Origin of the sequence: Rhodothermus profundi (assembly GCF_900142415.1) — a bacterium.
Taxonomy (GTDB): domain Bacteria; phylum Bacteroidota; class Rhodothermia; order Rhodothermales; family Rhodothermaceae; genus Rhodothermus; species Rhodothermus profundi.
On the sequence record NZ_FRAU01000002.1, the window covers coordinates 308699 to 332948 of the forward strand.

Annotated in this window: 19 protein-coding genes and 1 tRNA gene; 12 read left to right on the top strand and 8 right to left on the bottom strand. The window is 58.6% G+C overall.

Annotation, left to right across the window (positions count from 1 at the left end; translation table 11 throughout):
* The first annotated feature begins 41 nt into the window (after window positions 1-41).
* From BUA15_RS04825 to BUA15_RS04870, 10 genes are all read left to right on the top strand, one after another.
* Window positions 42-1160, top strand: coding sequence for a DmpA family aminopeptidase (locus tag BUA15_RS04825; RefSeq protein WP_072714831.1), 1119 nt, complete (start codon window positions 42-44; stop codon window positions 1158-1160).
* 104 nt (window positions 1161-1264) lie between these two features.
* A tRNA-Gln gene (locus BUA15_RS04830) sits at window positions 1265-1338 on the top strand.
* Between the two features lie 104 nt (window positions 1339-1442).
* Entirely contained in the window at window positions 1443-2393 is a 951-nt protein-coding gene (locus BUA15_RS04835) for a ribose-phosphate diphosphokinase (RefSeq protein WP_072714832.1), read from the top strand.
* A gap of 21 nt (window positions 2394-2414) precedes the next feature.
* On the top strand, window positions 2415-3032 hold the full coding sequence (locus tag BUA15_RS04840) for a 50S ribosomal protein L25 (RefSeq protein ID WP_072714833.1): 618 nt from the start codon (window positions 2415-2417) through the stop codon (window positions 3030-3032).
* 17 nt (window positions 3033-3049) lie between these two features.
* On the top strand, window positions 3050-3634 hold the full coding sequence (gene pth, locus BUA15_RS04845) for an aminoacyl-tRNA hydrolase (RefSeq protein WP_072714834.1): 585 nt from the start codon (window positions 3050-3052) through the stop codon (window positions 3632-3634).
* 139 nt (window positions 3635-3773) lie between these two features.
* Window positions 3774-5870 (top strand): sodium-translocating pyrophosphatase, encoded by a 2097-nt coding sequence (locus BUA15_RS04850; protein WP_072714835.1) that lies wholly within the window; start codon window positions 3774-3776, stop codon window positions 5868-5870.
* Window positions 5871-6081: 211 nt separating this feature from the next.
* The gene (gene sucB / locus BUA15_RS04855; protein ID WP_072714836.1) at window positions 6082-7806 is read left to right on the top strand and encodes a 2-oxoglutarate dehydrogenase, E2 component, dihydrolipoamide succinyltransferase; all 1725 of its coding nucleotides are present in this window, start codon (window positions 6082-6084) and stop codon (window positions 7804-7806) included.
* A 109-nt stretch (window positions 7807-7915) separates the two neighbouring features.
* Window positions 7916-9742, top strand: coding sequence for a PAS domain-containing sensor histidine kinase (locus BUA15_RS04860; RefSeq protein ID WP_072714837.1), 1827 nt, complete (start codon window positions 7916-7918; stop codon window positions 9740-9742).
* 10 nt (window positions 9743-9752) lie between these two features.
* Window positions 9753-10211: a response regulator gene (locus BUA15_RS04865; protein WP_178139379.1), complete on the top strand. Its 459-nt coding sequence runs from the start codon at window positions 9753-9755 to the stop codon at window positions 10209-10211.
* A 2-nt stretch (window positions 10212-10213) separates the two neighbouring features.
* Window positions 10214-12112, top strand: coding sequence for a hybrid sensor histidine kinase/response regulator (locus tag BUA15_RS04870; RefSeq protein WP_072714838.1), 1899 nt, complete (start codon window positions 10214-10216; stop codon window positions 12110-12112).
* 63 nt (window positions 12113-12175) lie between these two features.
* Here BUA15_RS04870 and clpP read toward each other — a convergent pair whose 3' ends face one another.
* The 6 genes from clpP to BUA15_RS04900 all read right to left on the bottom strand — a co-directional run bounded on the left by clpP (window position 12176) and on the right by BUA15_RS04900 (window position 20365).
* A complete protein-coding gene (gene clpP, locus BUA15_RS04875; RefSeq protein WP_072714839.1) occupies window positions 12176-12928 on the bottom strand; it encodes an ATP-dependent Clp endopeptidase proteolytic subunit ClpP in 753 nt (250 codons plus the stop codon).
* Between the two features lie 50 nt (window positions 12929-12978).
* On the bottom strand, window positions 12979-14343 hold the full coding sequence (tig, locus tag BUA15_RS04880; RefSeq protein ID WP_072714840.1) for a trigger factor: 1365 nt from the start codon (window positions 14341-14343) through the stop codon (window positions 12979-12981).
* A gap of 111 nt (window positions 14344-14454) precedes the next feature.
* Complete coding sequence (locus BUA15_RS04885) at window positions 14455-17694, bottom strand: peptidase MA family metallohydrolase (RefSeq protein WP_072714841.1); 3240 nt, start codon at window positions 17692-17694, stop codon at window positions 14455-14457.
* 75 nt (window positions 17695-17769) lie between these two features.
* A complete protein-coding gene (locus tag BUA15_RS04890) occupies window positions 17770-19059 on the bottom strand; it encodes an ABC transporter permease (protein ID WP_072714842.1) in 1290 nt (429 codons plus the stop codon).
* Entirely contained in the window at window positions 19052-19981 is a 930-nt protein-coding gene (locus tag BUA15_RS04895) for an ABC transporter ATP-binding protein (RefSeq protein WP_072714843.1), read from the bottom strand. The genes BUA15_RS04890 and BUA15_RS04895 overlap by 8 nt, the downstream gene beginning before the upstream one ends.
* 78 nt (window positions 19982-20059) lie before the next feature.
* Complete coding sequence (locus tag BUA15_RS04900) at window positions 20060-20365, bottom strand: hypothetical protein (RefSeq protein WP_072714844.1); 306 nt, start codon at window positions 20363-20365, stop codon at window positions 20060-20062.
* Between the two features lie 211 nt (window positions 20366-20576).
* Here BUA15_RS04900 and BUA15_RS04905 point away from each other — a divergent pair, with 211 nt between their 5' ends.
* Window positions 20577-20876, top strand: coding sequence for a DUF4290 domain-containing protein (locus tag BUA15_RS04905; RefSeq protein WP_072714845.1), 300 nt, complete (start codon window positions 20577-20579; stop codon window positions 20874-20876).
* Between the two features lie 3 nt (window positions 20877-20879).
* Here the strand turns inward: BUA15_RS04905 and ruvC are convergent, their stop codons facing one another.
* Both ruvC and BUA15_RS04915 read right to left on the bottom strand, forming a co-directional pair.
* Window positions 20880-21455, bottom strand: a complete 576-nt coding sequence (gene ruvC / locus BUA15_RS04910) for a crossover junction endodeoxyribonuclease RuvC (protein WP_072714846.1) — start codon at window positions 21453-21455, stop codon at window positions 20880-20882.
* Window positions 21439-22185, bottom strand: coding sequence for a YebC/PmpR family DNA-binding transcriptional regulator (locus tag BUA15_RS04915; RefSeq protein ID WP_072714847.1), 747 nt, complete (start codon window positions 22183-22185; stop codon window positions 21439-21441). Before BUA15_RS04915 ends, ruvC begins: the two co-directional genes overlap by 17 nt.
* 353 nt (window positions 22186-22538) lie before the next feature.
* Here BUA15_RS04915 and BUA15_RS04920 point away from each other — a divergent pair, with 353 nt between their 5' ends.
* Complete coding sequence (locus BUA15_RS04920) at window positions 22539-24194, top strand: sodium:solute symporter (protein ID WP_072714848.1); 1656 nt, start codon at window positions 22539-22541, stop codon at window positions 24192-24194.
* Window positions 24195-24250 lie beyond the last annotated feature (56 nt).

Below are 24250 nucleotides of genomic sequence, written 5' to 3' on the forward strand. Positions count from 1 at the left end.
GTCGCTTCGTCAAACGATCCCTTTGCAAAACAGTTTGCGGCATGTTGATGCTGGGGTGGGTGGCCGGAGGATGGGCCCAGGGACAGGAGCGGCCGCGGGCGCGAGATCTCGGGGTGGCGCCGGGTATATTCCAGCCCGGACCGCTCAATGCCATTACCGACGTCCCGGGGGTGCGGGTGGGACACGTTACGCTGATCTTAGGAGACACGATTCGCACCGGGGCTACGGCTATTCTGCCGCATGGGGGAAATCTATTCCAGGAAAAGGTGCCGGCTGGAATTGCAGTAGGCAATGGCTTTGGAAAGCTGATGGGCAGCACGCAGGTTATGGAGCTGGGGGAGATTGAAACGCCCATTGTGCTGACCAACACGCTTTCGGTGCCCCAGGCCGCCGAGGCGATCCTGACCTGGACGCTCCGCCAGGCGGGTAACGAGCGGGTGCGCTCCGTCAATCCCATCGTGGGGGAGACGAACGATGGATTCTTGAATAATATTCGCGCACGGGCGCTGCGGGCAGAGCACATCCTGCAGGCTATTGAGCAGGCGCAGACGGGGCCCGTGCCCGAAGGAAACGTGGGGGCGGGGACGGGCACGATTGCATTTGGCTGGAAGGGGGGCATTGGCACCAGCTCACGCGTGCTCCCCGAAGCGCTGGGAGGCTATACCGTAGGCGTGCTTGTGCAGGCGAACTTTGGTGGCATCCTGCATATCTTAGGAGTTCCGGTAGGGCAGGAGCTGGGCCGCTATTATTTAAAGGACGTCGTTGAGGACACCACAGCGGATGGCTCTATTATGATTGTGATTGCCACCGATGCCCCGCTTTCGGATCGTAATCTGACGCGGCTGGCCCGGCGTGCTTTCCTGGGCGTAGCGCGAACGGGCTCGCCCATGACAAATGGCTCCGGCGACTATGCCATTGCCTTCTCTACTGCGCCCGAGGTGCGACGCACTCCAGAGCGGCGAGCAGGTGTCGGTACGTATCGAGAATTGTCCAACGATCGCATGTCCCCGCTTTTTCAGGCGGTGGTTGAGGCCACGGAAGAGGCTATCTACAACGCCCTGTTTCGTGCTGAAACCATGGAAGGCTATCGAGGGCGGGTCGAAGCGTTGCCGCTGGATCAGGTGCAAGAGGTGCTCCGTCGGTACGGACGTCTCCAGTGAAAGCCCTACGAAAGCGGATCCCCTCGGACTTCAAAGCGTTGACTGCACCGCCACAGGCGGGTTAACTTGTATATTCTCAGAGGCAGGTAACCTGCCCGGCATGTTGCCCGGTCGTCTAACGGTAGGACAGCGGCCTTTGGAGCCGTATGTGGAGGTTCGAATCCTCCCCGGGCAGCCAGGCTGTGCTGCGTGGCACAGCAGTAGTTTCCCTGCACCTGCGGTGCAGGTTTTTTGTTGAAGTTGAAAAATCTGGCGAAACTGATAAGCGCCCATCCCTGCCCTATGCTACCGAGCTACCGGCACGAGCGCCCCATCGCCCTGTTTGCCGGACGGTCGAATCCGGCGTTGGCTCGCCGCATTGCGGAGGCCTACGGTCAGGAGCTGGGTCAGGTGACCATCAAGAACTTTTCGGACGGGGAGATTTACGTTCGCTACGAAGAGTCGATCCGAGGGGCCGACGTCTTTATCATTCAGAGTACCCATCCGGGGGCAGAAAACTGGATGGAGCTGCTGCTTATGATTGATGCGGCCCGCCGGGCTTCGGCCGCTCGGATTACGGCGGTCATTCCCTACTTTGGATATGCCCGCCAGGAGCGCAAAGACCAGCCGCGCGTCTCGATTGCTGCCAAGCTGATGGCTAATATGCTTACGACGGCGGGCATCGACCGGCTGCTGACGATGGATCTGCATGCTCCGCAGATCCAGGGCTTTTTTGACGTGCCGGTCGATCACCTTTACGGCTCCGCCGTCTTTACCGAATACGTGCAGCAGCTGAACATTCCGAATCTGGTGGTTGTGGCGCCCGACGTTGGGGCGCTCAAAATGGCGCGTTCTTATGCCAAGCGGCTGCAGGCCGAACTGGCCTTTATTGATAAGCGTCGGCCTCGCCAGAATGAGGCCGAGGTGGTGAACATCATTGGGGAGGTGGAGGGGCGGAATGTACTGCTGATTGACGACATTGTGGACACGGCTGGTACGCTGACCAATGCGGCCTGGGCGCTTCGGGAAGCGGGAGCCCGGGAAATTTACGCTGCCTGCACGCATGCCTTGCTTTCAGGCCCCGCCTACGAGCGCATCGAGTCGTCGGTGCTAACCAAGCTGGTCGTAACCGATACCATCCCGCTTAAACGGCCTTCCGAAAAGATCGAAGTGGTCAGCGTGGCCGAGATCTTTGCCGACGCAATCCGACGCATTTACACAGACGAGTCAGTTTCGACCCTTTTTGTGGAATAAAAACGCTAACCGAGATAAACGATGGCGATCATTACCATTGAAGCCAAGCCGAGGGAGACCGGCAAACGTGCGGCAAAAGCGATCCGGCGCCAGGGATGGGTTCCCTGTATTCTCTACGGGCACCATGTGGAGCCTGTCCCTTTCCAGATTCCGGAGCTGAAGCTGCGGCCGCTCATTTATACGACCGAGACGCACCTGGTCAAGCTCGAACTGAATGGTCAGACCTGGGACTGCATTCTTAAAGACGTAGAATTCCATCCGGTAACCGACCGGCCCATTCATGCCGACTTCCAGGTGCTGCGGACCACAGAAAAGATTACGGTTACGGTGCCGGTTCGGATTGTAGGAACCGCTATCGGTGTGCAGCGCGGTGGCGTGCTGCAACTAGTAACCCACGAACTGGAGGTCACCTGCCTGCCCAAAGATATTCCTGCCCATATTGATATCGACGTCACGAACCTGGACATTGGCGACGCGCTGCACGTAGGTGATCTCCAGTTCGAAGGACTGGAATTTGAAGAGGCGCCGGACCAGACCGTTGTGGTTATTGCCGCTCCGCAGATTGGCGGCCTTGAGGAAGAAGAAGGTGCCGAAGGCGAAGCAGGAACGGCTGAAGCAGGGAGCGGCACAAGCGCCTGAACCGGCCGGGCAGTTTCATGGCGGCACGTGCCCTGATCGTTGGGCTGGGCAACCCGGGCGCGCGGTACGCGACCACGCGGCACAATGTCGGGTTTATGCTGGTCGATCGCCTGGCCCAGCAGTATGGTATTGCCTGGCGCTCAGAGCGAGGGCCGTCGCTACTGGGATGGGGACAGCTTGAAGGCTGTCCGGCCGGCCTGATGAAGCCGCTCACCTACATGAACCGTAGTGGTGCTGCCGTTTCCGAAATTGTTCGCTATTATCGCATCCCGCTAGAACGCCTGCTGGTCGTCTACGACGATATCCACCTACCACCCGGACGCATCCGGCTCCGGCCGGGAGGGAGCGCAGGCGGACATAATGGCGTCGAGGATATCATCCAGGCCCTGGGCACAACCGCCTTTCCCCGCTTACGCATTGGCATCGGCCGGAATTTTGAGCGAGGGCGGCAGGCCGACTACGTACTCTCGCCTTTTACCGAAGAAGAATGGCCACAGATCGACGAAGCCCTTGCGCGCGCCTGTCAGGCAGCCATCACCTTTGCCTGTGAAGGGCTAACGCCCGCTATGAACCGGTACAATCGCGTCGAAAATTCGCTTTAGGCAAAGCTTCACGCACTTTTTGCGGGAGAGCCCTGTCGCTTCTTTCCTAAAAAAGAATGCTGGTTTGTAACTTCTGGCGCCACAACTTTTGTAAGTTCAATACTTAACCAAAGCGAGAAGCTACCCGACGGAGACGCTTATGGAGATGCTGGTTACCTATCTCGTGCCGCTGGCCGGATTGCTGGCCCTGCTCTATGCGTTTGTGCGCACGCGCTGGATCAGCCGCCAGGACCCCGGCACGCCAGAAATGCAACAGATTGCGGCGGCTATTGCCGAAGGCGCACGGGCGTTCCTTCGGCGGGAATACCGGGTGTTAAGCATTTTCGTGATCGTGGTGGCCATTCTACTGGCCATTTTTAATGCCCGGCAACCCGGTTCCTCCTGGCTGATTGCCCTTTCGTTTGTGGTCGGCGCGGTTTGTTCGGCCACGGCCGGCTTTATTGGCATGACGGTTGCTACCCGGGCCAATGTGCGCACGACGAACGCTGCCCGGACGGGACTGGGACCGGCGCTTAACGTAGCCTTCTCGGGAGGGCTTGTCATGGGACTGAGCGTTGTGGGGCTGGGATTGCTGGGGCTCAGCTTGCTCTTTCTGTTCTATTCAGAGGTGCTGGCCTGGGATTATCTCAAGGTTATCAACGTTATTTCAGGCTTTTCGCTGGGCGCTTCTTCGATTGCCCTGTTTGCACGCGTGGGCGGCGGCATCTATACAAAAGCAGCCGATGTAGGAGCTGACCTGGCCGGCAAAGTCTATGAAGGCATTCCCGAAGACGACCCGCGCAACCCCGCTACGATTGCAGACAATGTGGGCGACAACGTCGGCGACGTGGCCGGAATGGGCGCCGACCTGTTCGAAAGCTACGTGGGGTCGATCATCGGGACCATTGTGCTGGGCGCTTCGTTTGTGCCCGTCTTCCAACAGATGTCCGGTGTGCACCCGCTGGCAGGCGTACTGCTGCCCATGATTCTGGCAGGAGCGGGCATTGTTGTTTCGATTATTGGGGCCTTTTTCGTAAAGGTTAAAGAGGGCGGCAACCCCCAGAAGGCGCTGAATCAGGGTGAGTTCGGCGCCGCTTTTGTAATGGCTGTACTGGCCTACTTCATCATTCAGTGGATGCTGCCTGAGGCCTGGACGGCCGAAAGCCCGCTTATTCCGTTTACGAACTACACCGCCACCGGCGTTTACTGGGCCGTGCTGATCGGGTTGGCGGCTGGCGTGCTGATCGGGCTCATTACCGAGTATTACACGTCTACGCATACCAAACCCACGCTCCTTATCGCCCGGCAGAGCGTCACGGGTGCCGCAACGAACATCATTGCCGGCCTGAGCGTGGGCATGCTCTCGACCGGATTGCCCGCTCTGGTGTTGGCCCTGGGCATCATTGGTGCCTATGCGGCAGCCGGACTCTACGGCATTGCCATTGCGGCGCTGGGAATGCTTTCGGTCACAGGCATTCAGCTTGCCGTTGATGCCTATGGACCGATTTCAGATAATGCAGGCGGCATCGCTGAAATGGCCCACCTGCCTCCTGAGGTGCGTGAGCGGACCGACAAGCTGGATGCTGTGGGCAATACGACGGCTGCCATCGGAAAAGGATTCGCTATTGGTTCGGCCGCGTTGACAGCCCTGGCGCTGTTTGCAGCGTACATGCAACAGGCCCATGTGCCTACCATTGACGTATCGCAGCCCAATATTCTGGCAGGTGTGCTGCTGGGAGCCGTTTTGCCCTTTGTGTTCAGTGCGCTGGCTATGAGCGCTGTAGGCCGCGCAGCCTCCGACATGATCAAAGAAGTGGGACGCCAATTCCGGGAAATTCCAGGACTCCGGGAAGGTAAAGCCCGCGCCGAGTATGCGCGCTGCGTGGACATTTCAACGAAAGCCGCTATTCGGGAGATGGTATTGCCCGGACTACTGGCCGTGTCGGCGCCCGTGATCGTGGGACTTATCGACAAGAACATGCTGGGCGGCCTGCTGGCTGGTGTGACGGTGTCGGGTGTGCTGCTGGCCATCTTCCAGGCCAACGCTGGCGGCGCCTGGGACAATGCGAAAAAGCGGATTGAAGCAGGCCTGGAAATTGACGGCGTGCACTACGGTAAAGGCAGTGACGCCCACAAAGCGGCGGTCGTAGGCGATACGGTCGGCGATCCGCTGAAGGATACCTCCGGCCCCAGCCTGAACATCCTGATCAAGTTGATTGCCGTAGTTGCGCTGGTTATTGCACCGCTGCTGGCTTGAGCCGTGAGCGCCAGACAGCCAACCCGGCGTCTCCCGTCTGGGACGCCGGGTTTTTTTACAGCGATATGCGCGAGCGGGCAAGCGGGTGCGTTGTGACAAACCTTCGCAAATTCTTGTCGAGGAACCGTCGGGGAAGGGCTTCCCTTTTCATGAAACGGTTACCGTATATTACCCAGGGTCGAAAAACAGGAAAAAAAGCCTGACGATAACCATGGCACGGGTTGAAGTGGTTATGCCCAAGATGGGCGAGAGCATTACAGAGGGGACGGTAGTGGCGTGGTTGAAGCAGCCGGGGGAGCGGGTGGAGGCGGACGAGCCGTTGCTGGAGATTGGGACGGACAAGGTTGACACGGAGGTTCCTTCGCCGGCTTCGGGGGTGTTGCAGGAGATTCTGGTTCCGGAAGGCGAAACCGTCGCGGTCGGTACCGTCCTGGCCGTTATCGAAACGGAAGCAGAAGCAGCCCCCGAGGCCGCACCGACGACGCCGGCTCCAGAAGCTGCGGCAGCGGAAGCACCTGAGGCGCCGCCCGCCCAGACAACACCCTCTCCCGAAGCTGGGGAGGGCGAGATCGTAGAGGTTGTGATGCCCAAGATGGGCGAGAGCATTACAGAGGGGACGGTAGTGGCGTGGTTGAAGCAGCCGGGGGAGCGGGTGGAGGCGGACGAGCCGTTGCTGGAGATTGGGACGGACAAGGTTGACACGGAGGTTCCTTCGCCGGCTTCGGGGGTGTTGCAGGAGATTCTGGTTCCGGAAGGCGAAACCGTCGCGGTCGGTACCGTCCTGGCCCGTATTGCAACGGGCGCGCCAGCTGCTACCACACCTCGCGAGGCACCGACTGCCCCAACCAGAGCGCCTCAACCGACGCCTGAACCGGCCGCGCCACCGCAGCCAACGCCTTCCGGTGATGGCGCTCCGGCTACGGCCCGGGCACCTATCCCTCGTCGCGGACCAGACGGGCGCTTTTACTCGCCGCTGGTGCGCTCTATTGCCGAAAAGGAAGGCTTGACGCTGGAAGAACTGGCCTCTATTCCCGGTAGCGGTCGAGGCGGACGCGTGACGAAGCGAGATGTGCTCCAGTATCTGGAGCAACGCCGCCAGCGGGTGCAGCAACCGGCTGCGCGACCTGCCGAGCCGCGTCCGGCTGCGCCGCCTCGTCCTCCTGCTCCAGAACGCCCGGCTGCACCGCCTCCGACGCCGCAGGTGGCCGCTGGCACCTACGAGGGCCGCGTCGAGATTATCGAAATGGATCGGATGCGGCAGCTCATCGCCGAGCACATGGTGCGCTCGAAGCACACCTCGCCCCATGTAACCTCCTTCGCTGAAGTCGATGTAACCAACCTGGTGCGGGTGCGCGAGCGCAACAAAGAGCGTTTTGAGCAGCGGGAGGGCGTGCGGCTGACCTACCTGCCGTTCTTTGTGCAGGCGGTTGTGGAAGCATTAAAAGAGCATCCCTGGCTGAACGCTTCGGTAGAAGGCACGCGCATTATCGTCAAAAAAGACTATCACATTGGGCTTGCCGTGGCGCTGGGCAGGACAGGCCTGGTGGTGCCGGTTATTCGAAATGCAGGACAGAAAAATCTGGTGGGGCTGGCGCACGCCATTGCCGACCTGGTGCATCGCGCCCGCAACAAACAACTACAACCTGACGAGCTGCAGGGAGGCACCTTTACCATCACCAATGTGGGGTCGCTGGGTTCGTTGATGGGCACGCCCATCATCAATCAGCCGCAGGTAGCGATTCTGGCAACCGGGGCCATTAAAAAGCGACCGGTCGTCATTGAGCATCCGGAGCTGGGCGATGTGATTGCGATTCGGCATATGATGTATCTCTCGCTGTCGTACGACCACCGGATCATCGACGGTGCCATGGCAGCCTCCTTCCTGCGGAAGGTAACGGAAGTGCTCGAATCCATTGATCCTGCCATGGAGTTGTAGCGCAGGCGTCAACAGTTGTTAACGGATCATTACATTTAGGCCGGGGGATTCAGCCAGTTACGGCGTTAGTTTTCCTGGTTCAACTGTTGGGTGAGGGAGCCCCGGCCGTATGGAGCAAGCCGTTGTTTGGCCGTCGTTGTTGCAACATTTGCCGGTAGCGGCTGCGCTCATGGATGAAGCGCTCTGCTACCGAGCGGTCAATCCCCAATGGTGCCAGACGTTTGCGTTGGCGGCCGAGGAGGTAGTGGGAAGGCCCCACCTGATGCTTTTTGAAGATGCCGGAGGATACTGGCCGCAGGCTATCCGGCGGGTGCTGCAGGGAGAAGTCGTGGAGGGCGAGGAGATGAGCCTGCGGCGTCGGGGCGGCCCCACCTTCTGGGTGCGCTGGTGGGCACGGGCCTGTCCGATGGACGAAAAACGTGGCGTGATCCTGGTGTTTGAGGATCAGACAGAGATGCATCGGACCCGTGAAGCCCTGGAAGCTTCCCGACGACTGCTAACCCGTATTCTTTCCTGTTCGCTCGAAGGCATTATGGTACTGCGTCCGGTGTATCATCCGGACGGTGACGTGATTGATTTCGTCTGGTTGCTGGCCAACCCCCGAGCCCATGCCCTGCTGCAGCAATCTGATTTAGATGGTCGTCGGCTCCGCGAAACGCTGCCGGAGGAGATCTTACCCGGCTTTTTCGAGGCCTGCGTGCGCGTTGTGCAGCGCGGCGAGCCTTTTCAGCAAACGTTTCGTCTGGCGCAAACCAGACAGCCGATATGGCTGGAAATGACGGCCACCCGCCTCGACGAAGGGGTGGCCGTCATCTTTCGGGATGTCACGAAAGCCCGGGCAGCAGAAGAAAAACTCCGGGAGCGAGAACGCCTTTTCCGGTTGCTGGCCGAGAACATGACCGATCTGGTGGCCCTGCATGACGCCGCCGGGCGTTTCGTGTACGTCAGCCCTTCGGCTACCCGGATCGTTGGTTATGCACCAGAAGAGCTGATCGGCCAACAGCCAGAACAATTCTGGCATCCGGAAGACCGGGGACGGTTCCGGTCGCTTGTAGCCCAACTGGCTGAGGATGATCAGCCCGCTGTTCTGGTTTATCGCTTCCGACACAAACAGGGAGGGTACCGCTGGCTCGAAACGCACGTGCGTGTCATTCGAAACGCCGCAGGCCAGCCAGAGCAACTCCAGAGCAGCTCACGGGACGTAACCGACCGAGTGCAAACAGAAGAAACGCTCCAGCAGCGAAACCGCGAGTTGCAGGAGTTTGCCTACATTGCATCGCATGATCTGCAGGAACCCCTCCGAAAGGTGCGGGCCTTTGCTGAGCTGCTCAAGGAAGAGTACGCATCGTTGCTGGATGACGAAGGACGTTACTATGTGGATCGCATGCAGGACGCCGCAACGCGCATGTCCCAGCTTATCGAAGATCTGCTGACCTGGTCGCGCATTACCACACGAGCAAGGCCTTTTGAACGCGTCGATCTGCATGCGGTGCTGCAACAGGTGCTGGCAGACCTGGAAGTGCGCATCGCCGAGACCGGAGCGCAGGTGCACGTCGAAGGGCATTGGCCTGTTGTCGAAGCCGATCCGACGCAAATGCGCCAGTTACTTCAAAACCTGATCGGAAACGCCTTGAAGTTTCATCATCCCAATCGCCCCCCCGAAGTCTGGCTGCGGTCGCGCCTGGAGGACGCTCCGTCGGGAACGCTGTGCGTCATCGAAGTGCAGGATAACGGGATTGGGTTTGATGAGAAGTATCTGGACCGTATCTTCTCTCCGTTCCAGCGACTACACGGGCGAGGGCGCTATGCCGGTACAGGAATGGGCCTGGCCATCTGCCGGCGTATTGTCGAGCGGCATCATGGACAACTGACCGCTCGCAGCCGACCCGATGAAGGGGCAACCTTTACCGTAGTGCTTCCCCTGACGCAGTCCTGACGGTAGATGCATGAGCAACGCAGAGCCCATTATCATTCTGCTGGCCGATGATGATCCTGATGATCGCCTGTTGACGATCCGGGCGCTCAAGCGGAGCCGTCTGCGTAATGAAATCTATACCGTTGAGGATGGAGAAGAGTTGATGGATTATCTCTATCGCCGCGGGCCCTATGCCGATCCAAGCCGCTCTCCTCGTCCAGGACTGATTCTACTGGACTTAAACATGCCGCGTAAGGATGGACGAGAGGCGCTGCAAGAAATCAAGTCAGATCCAGCTCTTCGGCGCATTCCTATTGTCGTGCTGACAACTTCCGACGCAGAAGCCGACATTTTGCGTAGCTACGATCTGGGCGTTAATGCTTTTATTACGAAACCGGTTACCTTTGATGGACTGGTGCGCGCGTTGCAGGTGCTGGGCGACTTCTGGTTTGAAATTGTGCGGCTTCCTCCCCCTGTGGATCAGGCCTGATCATGGCGACACCCCTGGACATTTTACTGGTTGAGGATGACGAGGATGACTATCACATTGTGCGTCGGCTCCTGAGCCGCGCTACAACCATTCAGTGCACGCTCCACTGGCGCTCAAGCTATGAAGAGGGATTGGCAGCCCTTCGAGAACGACCGTTCGACGTCTGCCTGATCGACTACCGCCTGGGCGCTCATGATGGCCTGGCGCTTTTGCGGACAATCCGTTGTGAAGGACTCACGCTACCGGTCATTTTGCTAACCGGCCAGGGAGACCTGCAGGTAGATCTGGAGGCCATGGCTGCGGGCGCCTGGGATTATCTGATCAAGGGGCAGATTGATGCGCAGCAACTGGAACGTTCGATTCGCTACGCCGTCGAGCGCCATCGGGCCGAAGAGCGCATCCGAGAGCAGGCCGCTCTGTTGGATGCAGCCCGAGATGTGATTGTGGCGGTCGATCTGGAAGGACGCGTTGTCTACTGGAACCGGAGCGCCGAACAGCTTACCGGAAAGGCCGCTGAGGAGGTGCGCGGCCGACCCATTCCGCATGCTCTTGAAGGCGTGGACGCGGCGTTGCTGCAGGAAGCCCTGCATCAGGTTAAAACCGAAGCAAGCTGGAACGGAGAACTGCATCTGCGTCTCCGTGATGGAGAAGTCCGCATTCTGGAGAGTCGGTGGACTCTCGTGAAGGATGCCTATGACCGGCCCCGCTCGGTCCTGATCATCAGTACCGATGTGACGGAACGGCGCCAGCTCGAACAGCAATTCTTACGAGCGCAGCGCATGGAGAGTATCGGGCGACTGGTCAGTGGCATGGCACACGATCTGAACAACCTGTTCGTGCCCATTTTACTGGGCGTGCGCATGCTCTCCCAGGACACGCTGGATCCCGAAAAGCAGAAGCGGGCGTTGGGAATGATTCAGCGCAGTGCAGAACGAGGGGCTGAGCTGGTGCGCCAGGTGTTGGCTTTTGCCCGGGGAGTGGAAGGAGAGCGGGTGCTCCTGGATGTGCGTCCGATTATTCAGGAAGTTGCCCATCTGCTGCGCGAGACCTTTCCCCGTACGATTCACATAGAGACGCGCCTGGACGACGCGCTCTGGGCAGTGCAAGGCGACGCCACGCAGCTGCAACAGGTCCTGATGAACCTGTGCGTTAATGCCCGGGATGCTATGCCGGAAGGCGGACGACTGTTGCTGGCGGCTGAGAATGTCCAAGTGGACGCGCACTATGCGCGCCGCGTGCTAGAGGCCCGTCCTGGTCCATATGTGTGCCTGACGGTCAGCGATACAGGAGTGGGGATCCCGCATGATATTCTCGACAAGATTTTCGAGCCTTTTTTCACGACCAAACCGGTTGGTAAGGGATCGGGCCTGGGCCTCTCAACGGTGTACAGCATTGTGCGCAGCCATGGAGGCTTCATCAATGTTTATAGTGAGCCAGGGCGCGGAGCGACCTTCCGGGTGTACCTGCCGGCTATGCCGGAAACGCAGGCCGCTCCATCCGAAATAGCGGTACCTGTCTTTCGAGGAGCTGGCGAGGGCATTTTGCTGGTTGACGACGAGCCGTTCGTCCTGGAAGCAGCGCGAGAGGCCCTGGAGCAACTGGGCTATCGCGTCTATACGGCCGCGCAGGGGCAGGATGCGCTGCAGCAACTGGAAGCGCACGCTTCCGAAATCCGAGCCGTGATTACAGACCTGGTAATGCCCGAAATGGACGGCCTGACGCTGATCCGGACCATTCGAGCGCGATGGCCGAAGTTGCCCATTGTGGCTTCCAGTGGGTTACATGGGGGGCGGGCTGAAGCGGCGCGTCAGGCCGGCGCCCAAGCTTTTTTACACAAGCCGTACACGGCGGAAAAACTGGCCGCGGTGCTGCACCAGGTGCTGCATGAGGGGGCCTCCTGAAAAGACAAACGGCCTGCTCTGCAGAGCAGGCCGTCGATGGCCACGGCGAAGGAGGCAAAATGGCTATGTATCTTTACCTTTCCCCTTTTCTTTATCTCCGCCAGCCTGTCCATCGGGAGATGGGAAGAAACCGCGACGAGGCGTCAGCACATTGTCCACAAGGCCGTATTCTTTGGCCTCTTGCGCACTGAGCCAGAAGTCCCGGTCGACGTCCTGGGCAATCCGTTCTTTAGGCTGGCCTGTGTGAAAGGCCAGGATGTCGTTTAGGCGCTCGCGCATTTTGAGAATTTCGCGGGCGTGAATTTCGATGTCGGTAGCCTGCCCTTGCACGCCGCTCATCCAGGGCTGGTGGATCATAATCCGTGAGTTGGGCAGGGCCGCCCGTTTGCCCTTAACGCCGGCGGCCAGTAAGACCGCTCCCATTGAGGCCGCCAGCCCTACGCAGATGGTGGCAACAGGCGGCGCCACATACTGCATGGTATCATAGACGGCCAGGCCGCTATCAATAGAGCCGCCTGGTGAGTTGATGTAAATGTTGATATCTCGCTCCGAGTCTTCGCTGGCCAGCCAGAGCAACTGAGCCACCACCAGGTTGGCGATCTGGTCATTGATCGGAGTGCCGATAATTACGATCCGTTCTTTGAGCAGGCGGCTGAAGATGTCGTAGGCTCGCTCTCCCCGCGTGGTTTGCTCAATCACAATAGGGACCAGCGCGCCGATGGGATACTGCTGGAACGGCCCGCTGTAGATCCCCGAGGGAAGCGTTAGACTCCGCGAAAACTTCAGGAAATCCTCTACAAGCTTACGGTCGGACATTGCTGTCTGATTTCTGGTCCAGTTTGCTGAAGGCGGACAGGCATTCGGTCCTACCGAACGCTTCCTTCAGAGTTCCGAGCCTCAGCGCCTTCCCGCTGGGCTCTCAGACGCTCCATGTACGCTTCGCGGTCCAGTTCTTCGAGCTGAAACTGCTCTTGCAGCGCATCGAATACCTTGCGGGTAAGCAGGCGCCGTCGCACCTGATCCATCAGACCCGGGACCGATTCGTAAAACTGACGCAGTTGGTCCGCACGTAAGCCTCGGTCAGGGTCGGCTTGTTCTTCAAAGAAGGCCTGCACGTCTTCTTCGGTGACTTCAAGGCCGTAGGTTTCCACGACCTTGTCGAAAAGGAACATCCAGCGGGCTTGCTGTTCAGCCAGGGCTCGGTTAGCGTGCCGGAAGGCGGTTTCATCAAAGCCTTCAGGAAGTCGGCCATTATTACGCTGGCGCACATCCTCCACAAATTCGTCCAGCACCATCTCTACGGCCGATTCGGGGACCGGAATGGGATGCAGCGCCAGCATTCGGTTCATAATCTCCTGTTCCAGCAACTCCCGAGATTCGCGGTTCCAGCGCGCCTGTAATTCCTGGCGAACCAGCTCGCGCAGGCCCGCTTCGTCAGAAGCCTGCCCGCGCGTGATCTTCTGAATGAAGGCTGCGTCGAGTTCAGGCAGCTCGCGCCGTTTGGTTTCCCGCACGTGCACTTCGTAGCGATGCGTATGCACCGGCTCGCCGGCCGTCTCATCCCCATGAGGCAGGTCAACGCGGACCGTTTCGCCCGCTTTTTTGCCCAGAAGCGCCTGGCGAAGTTCTTCACGCAGCCGCGGATCGTCTAAGAAAAAGGAAACGCCCTCTTCTTTTTCGCCGATAATAGGCGTGCCTGTTGCTTCATCCAGACGCTGCAGATCCACCACCGCGTAATCCTCAGAGCTCAGGGGGGTGTCGGCCGGCAGATCGACGAGCTTGGCCTCTTCTCGCTGTAAACGTCGGATGGCCTGTTCGACTTCTTCGTCTGTGACCTGGTGCACCAGATGCGGAATGGTTTCGTTGCCGAGTGGCTTCAGCTCAAATTCGGGGCGTACGCCGAAGCGCAGCACGGCATGGAGGTCGGTATCGGGCTTGTAGTCGAGACGGACGATGCGAGGGCGGCCGATGACCTTATACGTGCCCGGTTCTAATACGGCCTGCTCAAGCGCTTCGCGAATTTTGCGCTCGGCCAGCTCCAGGGCTACTTCGTCGCCATACAGCTTCTTGACAAGAGACAGAGGCGCCTTGCCGGGACGGAATCCTTTAAGCTGGACGCGAGCGCGCAGTCGGCGAAGCAGTTGGTCCAGTTCAGGTTGCAGTTCTTCTGCGGGAACGTGGACCGTCAGCTCGTATTCGACCGAGCTGATCTCTTTGATCTCTGTTTGCATGCTACGAGCGGGATTGACGCTACGGGGATGGATTGTGGAAAAAATGCCGACCTTACGGGTCGGCCATTCGTAGAACCCCTTTAAATCAAGGGCTTCATTTCGGGTTCCGTCTCAGAAGTCAAGTCCAATTGAGAAGTAGAATCGCTGTTTCAGAAAGCGGCGTCCGTTGAAAGGCCAGGCAAAATCGAACCGGAAGGGAAAGCCCAGGATAATGGTGCGCAGTCCCAGGCCACTGGCTACGCGCACATCGTCAAGCACCGGGCGGCCGCTTTCATCCCGCCGAAACAGATTCAGGCGGCGGTTGGAGGGACTGCCCCACACCGTGCCCACATCCAGAAACGCCGTGCCCTGAAGGTTGTAGAGGGGAAGCACAGGTAGAGGACCGGGTAGCAGCGCGGCGACCAGGGGAAAGCGGAACTCGGCATTGAACAGGCCAAAGTACGGTCCTTTAAGGGTGTTGATATCCGTAGCGCGTAGCGGAAGCACCGGCGTAGCAAAGACAAAGTCGGTCAGATCTTCGATGGGGAAGCTGTCAAAGTGCCGGTTGATCCAGTTTTCAACCCCTGCTGAATAAAAGAGCTGAGGATTCGGGCCAAACGAAGCGCCACCGGCCAGCCGAAAAGCCAGGCTGTAGAGCCCGCGGCCGAAGGACGTGTAGCTGCGCAGGTCGGCCAGCACGGTCACAAAGCGGATTTGCCGTCCGTAGAGCAAATTGCCGGGGCTCCCGGCAAGCTGAATTGCCAATCGATGCCCCCCGATCGGTGCCAGCAATCCCGGCACGCTGACGTCCCGCGTGTAGGTGAGGGAGGGGTAGAAAAGCGTGCGCGTGAGCGGCGGTCGCGTCAGGTTTCCGATGTCGGTCTGGTTGACCCCCATGTAGGATAGCCCGATGTCAAAGCGTTCAAATTTATTGAGCGGATAGCTGGCGCTGAGGTTCAGGCCATAGTGGCGGTAGCGGTAGAGCGTGCGCAGCGTATAGTCCGGAAGCAGTCGGGCTACGTGGTAGACGGCTACTGTCCAGTCGGTGCGGCGCGGCAGGTAACTGTAGGCAATGAGATAGTCCGAGTTGCGCAGGTCAACCAGCAGATTGGTGGCGGCCCAGATGCGATGGTTGCCCAGCATATCGCTGAACATCATTTGCGTAACGCTCTGGACACCATAGAGCATGTCGTAGCCAGCAGTGCCGTAGACCAGGTCGGGTGTAAAGTAGAGGCGATACCGTCGAGGGCGGTAGCGGCCGTTTTCGTCTACATTATCGTGCGGGGCAAAGGGATCTGCATAAAACGAAGGGGACGGTTGGGACCGTGCTTCGTCGAAGGCTGAGCTGAAGACATAATTGCGGAAGTCGACGCGCAGCGTGCCGTAGCGGGTAGAGTCGGGCGCCTCGTCGAGACCGTTGGTTCTATCAGGTGGTCCTTCTTCAGCGGTGGCCAGCAGAGCGCGCCCAAACGATGCGGAAGGGGGCGGAGCGCTTGCGTCGCGCAGAAAAGGATTGCGCTGCCGCATCGCCGCTGAAGCGAGGGCAAGGGCGGGAGCAGGTCGGGTGGTCTGGTGCAGGCGTCGCTGTGCCCAGACCGTAGGGGCCAGCGTGTCGGTTTCAAGGCGGCGTGCAAAAGGATTTTTGATCAGATAAATCGACGGGACACCATCCCGCAGACTGACAACGGCTGCTTTGTGGCCGTCGGCTGAGAGCGAAACTTGCTGAATGCCCACGACCACATTGGTCAGGGGGCGTTCAAGGCCCGTGCGCAGATCTTTCTCATAAAGATTAGGGATTCCGTTGCGGTCCGAGATGAACAGCACGCGATCGGGATGGCTGCCGAAGCGTCCGCTCCGATCATCCCAGGGCTCGGTAGTGGTTAACCGCTCGATGCGCACCGGGTCGAGGTAGAGCAGGTAGAGGTCATAGCCTTGGAAAGCGTGCGTCGTAAGGTCAAAGGAGCCGGCCTGGTAGCGACCGGGTTCGATATAGTCGCCTCGGTCGCTGTGAAACACCAGTGCCTGGCCGTCGGGACGCCAGGCTGGTTCGTGATCACTGAAGATATCGTTCGTGTAATTGATCGTTTCGCCTGTTTGCAGGTTCAGCACATAAATATCGCTCTGGCCCTGCTGCGTGCCTGCAAAAGCGATCCGATGACCGTCGGGGCTCCAGGCCAGCGACAGAATCTGCTCAACGCCCGGGATGCGGTAGCGGAGGTGCGCGCCTGTTTCAACGTTGATGACGGAAATGACGTCGGTTGGGCCACTTTTGACGGCCAGGGCCAGCAGTCGGCCATCCGGGCTCCAGGTAAGCCCCGGGGTCAGGATCCGCAGGCTTTCAAAGTCGGGGCTGGTTTGCCCGGACACCAGGCGGCGCAAAATTTTGCCATCGTTGGCGCTGGCCAGGTACACATCGAACAGTCCATTGCGCGTGGTGATGAAGGCAATGCGGTCTCCCTGAGGCGAAAGGGCCGGACTTGTATTGTAGTAGCCTGCATTGCGAGCGGTCAATAAGGGGCGGCCGATGTCTTCAAGCGGTTCACGAGCGGTTAATTCCGGATAGTAAATTTCACGCAATGCCTTGTGCCAGCGCTCCGACAGTTCGCGCAACGACAGTCCTGTTGCCTGCCGAATGCCAGCCTCGACCGAATGCGTCAGACGAACGCGTTGCAGAATTTCGGCAATTTTCTCACGGCCATACTGCTCGGCAATGTAATCCCAGACGCTTTGTCCTCCCCGGTAGGCAAAATACCCCGAGAGATACGGAATAGAGGCCAGATGGTCATTCAGCACGGCCTCTCGCAGGTACATGTCGGAGTTTACGTCCCATCCCAGCGCGGCGTATTCGGCCAGTCCTTCGCTAAACCAGAGCGGGAGTACCAGGCGCAGATTGTTCTGGAGGATAGATTGCAATGAGCCGCCGTAGAACATGTCGTTCAGGACGGCATGCACGAGTTCGTGGTGCACCACTCGGCGATAGTCGCGATAGTCGCCCATAAAAGGGACCGCTATGCGGTTCTTATACAGCTCCGTAACGCCGCCAATGCCTTCGCTATAGTCGGGCAGGTCAACGGCATTGGTGACGGCGAAATCATGATGGCTTTGATAAACCAGGATAGGAATGCGATGGGAGATTTCGTACTGGAACAGGTCAACTAACTGTTGATAGGCTGCTTCCGCCACTTCGGCTGTAAAGCTGGCCAGTTCGTAGCCGCCTTCGTAGTAGTAGATATCGAAGTGCTGCGATTGGATATAGTACCAGGTGAGCGTTCGATAATGCACTTTGTTTTTGCCGAAGCGAAAGTACTGTGCCTGCGCGGCCGGTGCGGCCGGTAACAGCAGCAGCAATCCCACAAGGCATCCGAGCCGCATTGCAGCCAGCAAGAAAGGGTGGCCGAAACCCTTTTCGTTGTAGGCAGGCTTAATCGTTAAGTTCCGTTGAACAAATCAGGCCCGGAGCCATCGCAGCAGCTCACGCAGGGAGGGTTTCTGACCATAGGACAGGATGCCAATGCGATAGATGCGAGCGCTGACCCAGATAGCCCCGAGGAAGCCGGCTACCAGCAGCAGGTAAGCCAGCACGGCTTCCCAGAGGGCAGCGCTGCCAATCGCAATGCGGACCATCATCAGGATAGGCGAGAAAAACGGAAATAGAGATAGCCCGACCGACAGGGGGGCGCTGGGGCTTTCGATCACGTACGTGATAAAGAAGATGGGAAGCATGATCAGAAGCATCAACGGGAGCATGAGGCTCTGGGCATCTTGCTGCTGTTCGACAGCCGATCCGGCAGCTGCAAACAGGCTGGAGTAGAGCAGATAACCGCCCAGGAAAAACAACACGAACCAGACAATCAGCACCGGATCAATGGTAGGCAGCGTGATATTTGCCGCTGCGAGCAGCTCTTCGGTGGAAGCGTTGGTGGGCAGGTTTAGCTGCTGGGGATCAAGAAAGTAGGCAATGATAGGACCTGCGGCCGCAGCCCCGGCAATGAGCAGAATCCCCCAGAGCATAAACTGGACAAGCCCCATCGCTCCTATGCCGAGCACTTTGCCCATGAGGAGGTGAAACGGGCGTACGGAAGAGACGATGAGCTCCACCACGCGGCTGGATTTCTCTTCGATGACGCCCTGCATGACCAGACTCCCATAGCCGAGCGTGGCCCCGTAGATAATAAAGCCCATCAGGTAACCAATGATAGAGAAGAACACGGTGCCGTCTTCTTCAGCGCCGGTTTCCGAAAGGCGGTACTGGCGCAGGGAAACCTCCGAGCGCAGGACAGCTACCAGCTCGGGGGGGACCTGTAGCCGTTCGATTCGCACTTCCCGCACGGCCTGGTTGATCAGGCGTTCGAGGTGTCCTTGAAAACTCAATCCCGGGCTTTTTTCGACATAAAATTCGACGTCTGCCTCCCCTTCGATCAGGCTGGCGGGCAAGATGAGATAGCCGTCGTAGCGTCCCTGACGGACAGCCGCTTGCAGCGAGTCGAGCGGTAACGAAACGGCTTCCAGGCGCAGTGTGGAAGGCGCAAGCGCTTGCATGCGGGAGAGCAGGACGCCACTAGAATCAATCACTGCAAGATGGCGCGTCGTATCGCGGCTGCCTAGATAGCCGATTAGCGCGGGCAGCAGCGCCATGGCCAGCAGGAGGACAGGCGCCAGCAGCGTTGTGAGCACAAAGGTGCGGGTGCGCACGCGTCGGAGAAACTCGCTTTGCAGAATGATCCAGATCTTATCCATGGGACGTTTCGGTCGATGCGGATTGCGTGCGAACAACCTGCTTAAAAATTTCGGTTAAGGGCGGTTCGGTCACTTCGAAGCGATATACTTCGCGCACGTGGCGCAGAGCAGCTTCCAGTACCCGACGAGGGGGCGTTCCATTGTTCAAGATCAGTTCGACGCGGTGGTTGGTCCGGTTGAGCAGTCGAACGGCCCCTTCCTGTAGCAACGGGTCAAGAAAGTCGTCGTCTCCGTCGAATTCGAGCACTACGGTGTTGCGCCCGAAGCGCTGCTTGACTTCCCGTAGCGAGCCGGCTATCAGAATACGCCCCCGGGCAATCAGACAGATATCGTCGCAAAGCTGCTCGACTTGCTCCATGCGATGGGAGGCAAACAGGATGATCCGACCGGCTTCTTTGAGCTCCAGCACGATATCGCGTAGCAACTCTGCGTTAAGCGGATCTAAGCCGCTGAAGGGTTCGTCCAGGATGAGCAGCCGGGGCTGGTGTTGAATTGCAGCAATGAACTGGAGCTTTTGCTGCATGCCCTTAGAAAGCGCTTCGGTTTTATGGTGGCGCCATCGCGCAAGGCCAAGCCGCTCCAGCCAGTGGCGGGCCTGCCGCTGCGCCTCCGAAAGCGAAAGTCCCTTCAGCCGACCGAAATACACAAGTTGTTCTTCCACCTTGAGTTTGCGGTAGAGGCCTCGTTCTTCGGGCAGGTAGCCCATAAGCGCCTGGCTCCAGGGACCAACGGGGCGTCCCTCCAGAAGGATGCGCCCTTCGTCGGGAAGTAAAATGGCGGCTATCATGCGAATGGTGGTTGTTTTGCCGGCGCCATTGGGGCCCAGCAATCCCAGAATGCGGCCGGGGGCTGCAGTGAAGGAGGCGCGATGGACTGCTACGGTCGTTCCGTAGCGCTTCGTGACCTGATCAACAATGAGCATGCTCTGGCCAGTTGGTGGATGCAGCGCTTCTCTGATACGAATGCGTCTCCAGAAAAGATACAGGGAGAAGGAGGGTAACTACAACAAGGGGAGCGTTGCAGGGGGAATGGGAATGAGATACTCTTCGGACAGAACATCTTCGTGCACGCCAAGCAGTCCGGTGCCTCGGAAATCGACCGCTACGTACGAACCAACCACCTGTTTGACTTCGCCAATGCCATAATAAAGTGGCATGGGACCATAATACACTAACTGCCCCTCCTTTAGCTCTTTTTTCTGGCGTGCCCGTCGATGATAGGCCGGCACAACAGGTAGCAGTTCCAGCCGATAAGGGCTGGCCCGTCGCTGTTTTTGCGCAGGTTCTCGTATTGGTTTCTGGCTCATAGCTCCGTAGTATGGGCTATGTCCGGCCTTGTTCAACGCTGGGCAGAAGGCCGGGTTCGTAGAAACCTGTTCGCACAATTTTCTGTTGATACCCGGTAGCCCTTTTACAAGGGGTGTTGTAATTTATTTCTACACGCATCTTACCCGTCTGTGCGCAGGGTTTTTGTAGAACCCGGCCTCACCATGTGTAAGATAAGCAGTTTGTAGAGCGATGACTTACTATCGTGAGAAAATGATTGACCGCCAGGTTGGGCGCAATGCCGAATTATTTGCACAGGCCATTGCCCGCCTGGACTCCCCGGAAAAGCGCTATCCGTATTTGCGCATTCTGGTCAGTCTGATCGAACAGGCGCATCCTGAATGGAATCAGGCTCCCCACAAGGATCGACAGATCGCGCAGTTGGTCTATCTGATGAGTAAAGGCCAGCTCGACATGGACGAGGTGGCCGAGGTAGTGCGCGTTCGGGATGAGGAGCGCGGCTATTTCTACGATAGCGAGCGCGCGCGCTAACGATCAGTCCAGGCGTTCCGGGTGTGCCTGAACGAAACGGGCCCAACTGGTATGGCCTCGGAAAGGCTGCAAGCGCGTCCGGTGTTGCCAGTGGCACACAGCCACGGCGAGGGCATCGGACGCGTCAAGGGCCAGTTTTACCTGATCGGAAGGTAGATCAAGCAAGGCCTGCACCATAAAGCGCACCTGCTCCTTGGTAGCATTGCCGCGGCCAGTTAGTGCTTTTTTGACTTCTTTCGGGGTGTATTCAACCGTAGGAATCTGACGGGTCAGAACGGCCAGCATCGCGGCAGCCTGCGCCCGCCCCAGTTTCAGCATAGATTGGGGATTGCGGCCATAAACAGGCATCTCAAGCGCGCATTCGTCCGGTCGATACCGATCCACCAGGGCGCTGAGCTGTTCAAACAGCCGAAGCAAACGGAGCGGATGGGACGCCTGCGCGTCCAGATGGATTACGTCCACGGCGACCACCCGCGCCCGCTCGCCTTCCACTGCCAGCACCCCATAGCCGGTGTGGCGCGATCCCGGATCAATTCCCAGGATGATCAACGTCTCGGTGCGCTCAGGAGATAGCGGCAAGGGTGGCCTCGTCGAAGTTGAGGGTGGTGTAGACGTTCTGCACGTCTTGATGCGCTTCAAGCGCCTCCAGGAGGGCGACAACCTTCTTGGCCTCCTCCGGAGGCAGGGTGACCGTGGTCGTGGGAACGCGCTGCAGACCCGCCTCTAGGGGCTCAATACCCGCGCTGCGCAGGGCTTCCAGCACGTCAGCAAACGCTTCGACCGACGTGGTAACGACAAACGTATCGTCCTCTCGCGTCAGATCTTCGGCACCAGCTTCGGCCACCAGCTCAAAAAGCTCCAATTCGTCGCGGTCGGCCGCTGAGATCTCAATGATACCCTTGCGCTCAAACAGATAGGCCACCGATCCGGGCTGTCCCAGACTGCCCCCTGCCTTGGTAAACAGGTGGCGAATTTCAGAAACAGTCCGATTGGTGTTGTCCGTCAACGCTTCGATAAAGACGGCTACGCCGCCAGGCGCGTACCCTTCATAGGTTACTTCGACGTAGTCTTCGCCCTGAATTTCGCCCGTTCCCCGTTTGATTGCCCGTTCAATGTTTTCCTTGGGCATGTTCTCGGCTTTCGCGCGCTCAATAGCCTGCGCCAGGCGGGGATTGGCCTCAGGATCTCCTCCTCCTTCCCGAGCCGCAACAATGATGTCGCGCGAGAGTCGCGCCCAGATCTTTGATTTCCGTGCGTCGACGACGGCCTTCTGCCGCTTGACCTTCGACCATTTATTATGCCCGGCCATTGCTGCTGCATCGCTTGGTTGCACACCCCATCGAAAAACGCAGGGCAGGCATTTGTGGGTTCCCGCGCAATCGCCCCGCTGAATGGACGCGGGCGCAAAACCTGAAGCACCGAGCGCTCCAGAAAGAGGACGCAAGATCGCCGGACCTTCCGGAACCGGTCCATGTCCGCGTAGGCTAACGCGGCAAGAGATCCTCTACGTCTGGTGGAGGGGGCGGGCGCCACCACACCTTTCACTCCTTTACATCAAGAAAAATGAGGCGCACCCTTTAAACGAAGACTGGCAAAATCGAACAGAAATTCCGATCTTTGGCGCAAGAAGTGTGAGCGCTTTCATTACCCGAAATATCTGCCATGCCTGCGTTTCAGTTCGTCTGGCTCGATTTAGCTGCTGTTGGGCTCTACGTGGTCTTTATTGTCTGGTTAGGGCTGTACCTGGCCCGTCGCATGAAAACAGCCGACGACTATTTTCTGGCAGGCCGTTCGCTTACCTGGTGGCTGATTGGTTTTTCACTATTTGCTTCCAACATTTCTTCCAGTACGCTGCTGGGATTGGCCTCAAGTGCTTACGGTACGGGCATATCGGTGTACAATTATGAGTGGATGGCCACCCTTGTGTTGATCTTCTTTGTCATCTTTATTCTTCCTTTCTATTTGCGCACGCGCATTTATACCATTCCCGAGTTTCTGGAGCGGCGGTTTGACGGACGGGCGCGGGTGTACTTTTCGGGATTGCTTATTGTGCTCAACATTATGGTGGACACGGCGGGAGCGCTCTATGCAGGAGCCCTGGTGGTGCAGATCCTTTATCCTCAGGTGCCCATGTGGATGGCGGTGGCTGTGCTTGGATTGTTGGCCGGTCTCTACACGGTAGCGGGTGGCTTGAAGGCGGTTGTGTACACCGATGCGGTGCAGGCCGTGCTCTTGCTGCTGGGTGCGGTGCTGGTGGCGGTGCTTTCCTTCCAAGCGGTAGGTTCCTGGGAGGTTGTAACGGCCCAGATTCCGCCGGGTGACCTGAGCATCCTTCGTCCAGCCGACGATCCGGTGCTGCCATGGCCCGGGCTGGTAACAGGGGTCTTCCTGCTGGGCTTCTATTTCTGGTGTACCAACCAGTTTATGGTGCAGCGTGTGCTGGGCGCGCGGGATTTGAACCACGGGCGGTGGGGGTCGCTCTTCGCGGGACTGCTGAAATTACCCGTCCTTTTCATCATGGTACTGCCGGGCATTTTTGCACGCATTCTTTATCCCCCCGAGCAATTTCCGATGCTGGCAGCCAACACTGACCTGATTTTTCCAACCCTTCTTTTTGATCTGTTGCCGGCAGGCATTCGGGGGCTGGTCATTACGGCCCTGGTAGCGGCGATCATGTCAAGCGTCGATTCGACGCTGAACGCTGCTTCGACGCTTGTAACTATGGATTTCATCCGCCGCTTCAGACGGCAGGACAGCCATGCATTGGTCGGGGCAGGACGCTGGGTGACCGCCGGCTTCATGGCGCTGGCCATTCTCTGGGCACCGCAGATCGTGCGCTTTCCTAATCTGTGGACCTACCTGCAGGCCATGCTGGCCTATCTGGCACCGCCGGTAGTAGCCTGCTTTCTGGTAGGCATCTTCTGGAAACGCGCCACGCGCAGCAGCGCCTTTATCGGGCTTGTGGTGGGCCATCTGGCGGCTGCGGTCTTTCTCATCCTGAATCTGACGAACCAGCTTATTGTGCAGACCGGACCGCTCTCTTCCGAGCAGCAGGCCCTGGTAGCGGCCGGCGTGCCGGTGCTGCACTTTCTCTATCTGCCACCTATTCTGCTGGTCATCAGCGTGATTACGATGGTGGTAGCCAGTCTGCTGCAGCCACCTCCTGCTCCGGAAGAAGTCGAAGGGTTGACGTGGTCGCCTGCGTTTTTCCAGGAAGAGTCGCGTATGCTGGCCGCCCTGCCCTGGTATAAAAACTACCGGATCCAGGCGTTAGGCCTACTTGTGCTCATTGCATGGATTCTGGTGTGGTTCCGATGAGGCTTGATCAAAAATTCGCCGGCCGTCGCAAAAGTTAACAGTATGGAAACACAGCA

Coding starts and splice junctions, on each gene's coding strand:
- BUA15_RS04905 (WP_072714845.1), top strand. CDS start 20,577: ATGACTTACTATCGTGAGAAAATGATTGACCGCCAGGTTGGGCGCAAT.
- pth (WP_072714834.1), top strand. CDS start 3,050: ATGGCGGCACGTGCCCTGATCGTTGGGCTGGGCAACCCGGGCGCGCGG.
- BUA15_RS04850 (WP_072714835.1), top strand. CDS start 3,774: ATGGAGATGCTGGTTACCTATCTCGTGCCGCTGGCCGGATTGCTGGCC.
- BUA15_RS04840 (WP_072714833.1), top strand. CDS start 2,415: ATGGCGATCATTACCATTGAAGCCAAGCCGAGGGAGACCGGCAAACGT.
- clpP (WP_072714839.1), bottom strand. CDS start 12,928: ATGTCCGACCGTAAGCTTGTAGAGGATTTCCTGAAGTTTTCGCGGAGT.
- BUA15_RS04885 (WP_072714841.1), bottom strand. CDS start 17,694: ATGCGGCTCGGATGCCTTGTGGGATTGCTGCTGCTGTTACCGGCCGCA.
- BUA15_RS04835 (WP_072714832.1), top strand. CDS start 1,443: ATGCTACCGAGCTACCGGCACGAGCGCCCCATCGCCCTGTTTGCCGGA.
- BUA15_RS04895 (WP_072714843.1), bottom strand. CDS start 19,981: ATGCTCATTGTTGATCAGGTCACGAAGCGCTACGGAACGACCGTAGCA.
- BUA15_RS04900 (WP_072714844.1), bottom strand. CDS start 20,365: ATGAGCCAGAAACCAATACGAGAACCTGCGCAAAAACAGCGACGGGCC.
- BUA15_RS04860 (WP_072714837.1), top strand. CDS start 7,916: ATGGAGCAAGCCGTTGTTTGGCCGTCGTTGTTGCAACATTTGCCGGTA.
- BUA15_RS04890 (WP_072714842.1), bottom strand. CDS start 19,059: ATGGATAAGATCTGGATCATTCTGCAAAGCGAGTTTCTCCGACGCGTG.
- BUA15_RS04870 (WP_072714838.1), top strand. CDS start 10,214: ATGGCGACACCCCTGGACATTTTACTGGTTGAGGATGACGAGGATGAC.
- BUA15_RS04915 (WP_072714847.1), bottom strand. CDS start 22,185: ATGGCCGGGCATAATAAATGGTCGAAGGTCAAGCGGCAGAAGGCCGTC.
- BUA15_RS04865 (WP_178139379.1), top strand. CDS start 9,753: ATGAGCAACGCAGAGCCCATTATCATTCTGCTGGCCGATGATGATCCT.
- BUA15_RS04920 (WP_072714848.1), top strand. CDS start 22,539: ATGCCTGCGTTTCAGTTCGTCTGGCTCGATTTAGCTGCTGTTGGGCTC.
- sucB (WP_072714836.1), top strand. CDS start 6,082: ATGGCACGGGTTGAAGTGGTTATGCCCAAGATGGGCGAGAGCATTACA.
- BUA15_RS04825 (WP_072714831.1), top strand. CDS start 42: ATGTTGATGCTGGGGTGGGTGGCCGGAGGATGGGCCCAGGGACAGGAG.
- tig (WP_072714840.1), bottom strand. CDS start 14,343: ATGCAAACAGAGATCAAAGAGATCAGCTCGGTCGAATACGAGCTGACG.